The sequence below is a fragment of the Verrucomicrobiota bacterium genome, from assembly GCA_019247695.1.
GTDB lineage: Bacteria > Verrucomicrobiota > Verrucomicrobiia > Chthoniobacterales > JAFAMB01 > JAFBAP01.
Map to the genome: position 1 here is coordinate 1 of JAFBAP010000068.1, position 3,738 is coordinate 3,738.

Annotated in this window: 5 protein-coding genes; 4 read left to right on the forward strand and 1 reads right to left on the reverse strand. The window is 61.8% G+C overall.

Annotated elements, in window-relative coordinates; genetic code table 11:
• A partial coding sequence (locus JO015_07020; protein ID MBV9998850.1) for a glycine dehydrogenase (aminomethyl-transferring) occupies positions 1-660 on the reverse strand: 660 nt, incomplete at its 3' end.
• A gap of 98 nt (positions 661-758) precedes the next feature.
• Here JO015_07020 and gcvT point away from each other — a divergent pair.
• The 4 genes from gcvT (at position 759) to JO015_07040 (ending at position 3,419) form a co-directional block, all read left to right on the forward strand.
• Entirely contained in the window at positions 759-1,895 is a 1,137-nt protein-coding gene (gcvT, locus tag JO015_07025) for a glycine cleavage system aminomethyltransferase GcvT (GenBank protein ID MBV9998851.1), read from the forward strand.
• Positions 1,864-2,244 (forward strand): glycine cleavage system protein GcvH, encoded by a 381-nt coding sequence (gene gcvH, locus JO015_07030; GenBank protein MBV9998852.1) that lies wholly within the window; start codon positions 1,864-1,866, stop codon positions 2,242-2,244. Before gcvT ends, gcvH begins: the two co-directional genes overlap by 32 nt.
• Positions 2,245-2,361: 117 nt before the next feature.
• Positions 2,362-3,168 (forward strand): hypothetical protein, encoded by an 807-nt coding sequence (locus tag JO015_07035; protein MBV9998853.1) that lies wholly within the window; start codon positions 2,362-2,364, stop codon positions 3,166-3,168.
• Between the two features lie 35 nt (positions 3,169-3,203).
• A complete protein-coding gene (locus JO015_07040; GenBank protein ID MBV9998854.1) occupies positions 3,204-3,419 on the forward strand; it encodes a DUF2384 domain-containing protein in 216 nt (71 codons plus the stop codon).
• Positions 3,420-3,738 lie beyond the last annotated feature (319 nt).

The following is a 3,738-nucleotide window of genomic DNA, read 5'->3' on the forward strand; positions in this document are numbered from 1 at the left end:
GTGGTCAGCCACCCGCACGCGGATGCCGCGCGGCTCGGCGCGCGTCTGGACCACCGCAAGGGTCTGGGGGTGGCAATCTGCATCGACAAAAAAGGTGCGCGCCTCGGGCCGGGACCGCACGGCGAAGGCCAGGCTCATGGCTTCGGCAGCGGCGGTGGCTTCGTCCAACAGCGAGGCGTTGGCCAGGTCCAGGCCCGTCAGGTCAGTGATCAGGGTCTGGAAGTTGAGCAGCGCTTCCAGCCGGCCCTGGGCGATTTCGGCCTGGTAGGGGGTGTAAGCGGTATACCAGCCCGGGTTTTCCAGGATGGTGCGCTGAATGACGGGGGGCGTCACGGTGGGATGGTACCCCAGGCCGAGGTAGTTTTTGGCCAGTTGGTTCCGGGCGGCCAGAGCGCGCAGGCGTTGCAGGGCCTGGAACTCCGAGGCCGGGGCGGGCAGCTCCAAGGGCCGGCGCAAGCGGATGGCGGCGGGCACGGTCTGCTCGATGAGTTCCTCCAGGGAAGCGCAGCCGATGACTTGGAGCATTTCGGGCAAGTCCGCCGCCTGCGGGCCAATGTGCCGCTCCGCAAACGAGTCAGGCGAAGGCGGCGCGTCCAGCGATTCAACATCCACAACCTTAGGCTCGGACATCCGGGAAAGTAATCGGGTTCGCCGAATCATCAACTGAGTGTCAACACCCGGACGTGGGACGTTGAGTGCCGGCCGGAGGAAGTTTTGCGGAGAAGTTGACCTCGGCCCGGTTCTCTCTTCATTGCAACATGAGTTCCGCTGAAACGGCCCTCCGACGCACACCGCTGTTCGAAGAACACCGTCGTCTCGGGGCGAAAATGATCGGATTCGGCGGTTGGGACATGCCGGTGTTTTACAGCGGCATCGTCAATGAACACCTGGCGGTACGGCAGCGGGTAGGGATTTTCGACATTTCGCACATGGGCCAACTCATCGTGGAAGGTCCGGGCAGCGCGGAATGGTTGAATGCCCAACTGACCAACAACCTGCGCATGCTGGGCATTGGCGACGGCCAGTATTCGTTGATGCTGAACGAGCGGGGGGGCGTCATCGATGACCTGATCGTCTACAGGACCGCTCAGGATCGCTATCTGCTGGTCGTGAATGCGGCACTGATCGGCCATGATTTCGGCCATTTGCGCCAGCGCCTCGCTCTTGCACCGGAACCCACGGGTGTGACGCTGCGGAACGAGAGCGTTTCGTATGCGGCCGTCGCCGTTCAGGGGCCCCGCGCGACCGACCTTTTCCAACCGATCGGCGACCTGCCGGCGCGCAACCGGATCCGGGAAATTGAAATCGCCGGTACACCCGTCTGGATCGCTCGCACGGGGTACACGGGAGAGGATGGTTTTGAGGCATTTTTCCCGGCGGCAACGGCCGTCGGGCTGTGGCGGGAATTCCTGTCGCTGGGCCAGCCGTACGGGATTTTACCCTGCGGTTTGGGGGCACGAGACACGTTACGTCTCGAGGCCGGTTTGCCGTTGAACGGGGCCGACCTGTCCCCTGAGCGCACGCCCCTGGCGGCCGGCTTGCGCGCGTTTGTAGACCTGGACAAAAATGAGTTTCAGGGGCGGGCTGCGCTCCTGGCCGAACTGGAGCGCGGTCTGAAAGAACGCCTGGCCGCCATCAAGGTCGAGCCGAAAGGACCGCCGCCGCGGGCCCACTATGCCCTTTGGGCGGAAGGCCGTCCGGTCGGAGAACTGACGAGCGGCAGCTTGTCCCCTTCCCTGCAGACCGGCATCGGACTGGGATATCTGTCCGTGGAATTCGCGAAACCCGGCCAGATGCTGGAGCTGGAGATCCGGGGAAAAAGATTTCCTGCGACTGTCGAAAGAAAACCGCTATACAAGAGCCATGCTAGTCCCGGACGACCTGAAGTACACTAAGACCCATGAATGGGTACGCGTGCAGGGTGACACCGCAACGGTGGGCATCACTGAACACGCCCAGGCTGAACTCACGGACATCGTGTTTGTCGAAGTTCCGAAGGTCGGCACCCCGCTGGCTGCAGGCCAGGCGGCCGCGATCGTCGAGTCGGTCAAAGCAGCCAGTGATATCTACAGCCCGGTGAACGGCGAAGTGGTCGAAACGAACCCGGAACTGGAAACCAACCCTGCCCTGCTTAATACCGATCCGTACGGCGCAGGATGGCTCTTTAAATTGCGCCTTAAGGACGCGCACGACCTCGAGGCGCTGAAGCAAGCCGCAGCGTACCGCGAGCAAATCGGCGCGTGAGGCGGATGGCTCGTCGGCGTGCCCTGCATCCTGCGAACCGGCTCCGGCCGGAGTGCGCGCCGCAGCCCGGCCGCCCCTTTGCGGGATCTGCTGTTAAAGTCCGGCCTGATTGCTCCTATGTCCTGGATCACTTGGCTTGAAGCTCGGCTGGGCTTTCTGGCGATCCCGCGGCTGATCCCGATGGTCGCCATTCTGAACCTGCTGGTTTACATCCTGCACCTTTTCCAACCGACCTACGTACGGCTGCTCACGCTTGAGCCGGCCCTGGTGCTGCACGGGCAGCTATGGCGGCTGGTGTCTTACATTTTCATCCCGGACATCCTGTTTCGTTACACGAGCTCGGGACTACAGCCCCTGTTTTTATTTTTCTATCTATGGTTTATGTGGTGGATCGGTGACGCCCTGGAGCAAGCGTGGGGCCCGTTTCGCCTCACTCTGTACTACGTCATCGGTATGTTCGGAGTCACTGCCGCCGCATTTTTTCTCGGCGCAGGCCAAAGCCAAGGCAACGACACACCGTTTTTCCTGAATCTGTCGCTGTTCTTTGCATTCGCGACCCTGTTCCCCAACCTTCAGATCTACGTGTTGTTCATAGTGCCGCTGCGGGTCAAATGGGTGGCGCTGCTCAGCCTCGCATGGATTTTGTTTCCCTTCCTGGCCGGTCCGGTCGTGGTCAAGGTTGCAATTTTAATCTGCCTGCTTAACTATCTGCTCTTCTTCGGGCCGGCGGTGATCGCCGGGGCCAGGCAGGGCCGTGAGCAGCAGAAGAGAAGGATCAAGTTCGGTGCCAGCAGAGGTTCGCCGGAAGAACCGCTCCACCGTTGCGCGGTTTGTAAACGCACGGAACGGGATGGGGCGGACCTGGAGTTCCGAACCTCGAGCAGAGACGGCAACGAGTACTGCCTGGAGCACCTCCCCAAGTAGCGGCGCCAAGCGAAGACTCTCAGAACCTGCCCACTATGTCTGATCTACACGGCAACCCTGATCCGAGAATCGCCGGCATTCTCGAAAGAGGCTTATACCTGTTTGCGGGAAATGAAGCGGTCCTGCAGAAATGGTTGAAAACGCCGGATCCACAACTCGGCGGTGAAACGCCGCAGGAGGTGATCGATGGAGGGAGGCCGGAAATCGTGGCGAACCTGATCGAGGCCGCCCTGCGGGGCATTCCCGATTGAAATGCCACAAGTAAAAAAATGCCACGAATGCCACAAATGAGGGCCGACGGCGGGCACGGCGATTTGGCGGGCACAACGTAGGAGTTCACACGGTCACACGGTCACACGGCGGCCACAGCGGGTGTGGCGGGCACAACGTAAGAGTTCACACGGCGAACACGGCGGACCACGGCGACCACGGCGGAAAGAAGAGTTACAGAGTTGACATCGGCGACTCTTCCCCAAGCTCGTGGCCGACACCCGACACCCGACACCCGACACCCGACACCCGACACCCGACACCCGACACCCGACACCCGACACCCGACACCCGACACCC

Coding starts and splice junctions, on each gene's coding strand:
- gcvT (MBV9998851.1), top strand. CDS start 759: ATGAGTTCCGCTGAAACGGCCCTCCGACGCACACCGCTGTTCGAAGAA.
- gcvH (MBV9998852.1), top strand. CDS start 1,864: ATGCTAGTCCCGGACGACCTGAAGTACACTAAGACCCATGAATGGGTA.
- JO015_07035 (MBV9998853.1), top strand. CDS start 2,362: ATGTCCTGGATCACTTGGCTTGAAGCTCGGCTGGGCTTTCTGGCGATC.
- JO015_07040 (MBV9998854.1), top strand. CDS start 3,204: ATGTCTGATCTACACGGCAACCCTGATCCGAGAATCGCCGGCATTCTC.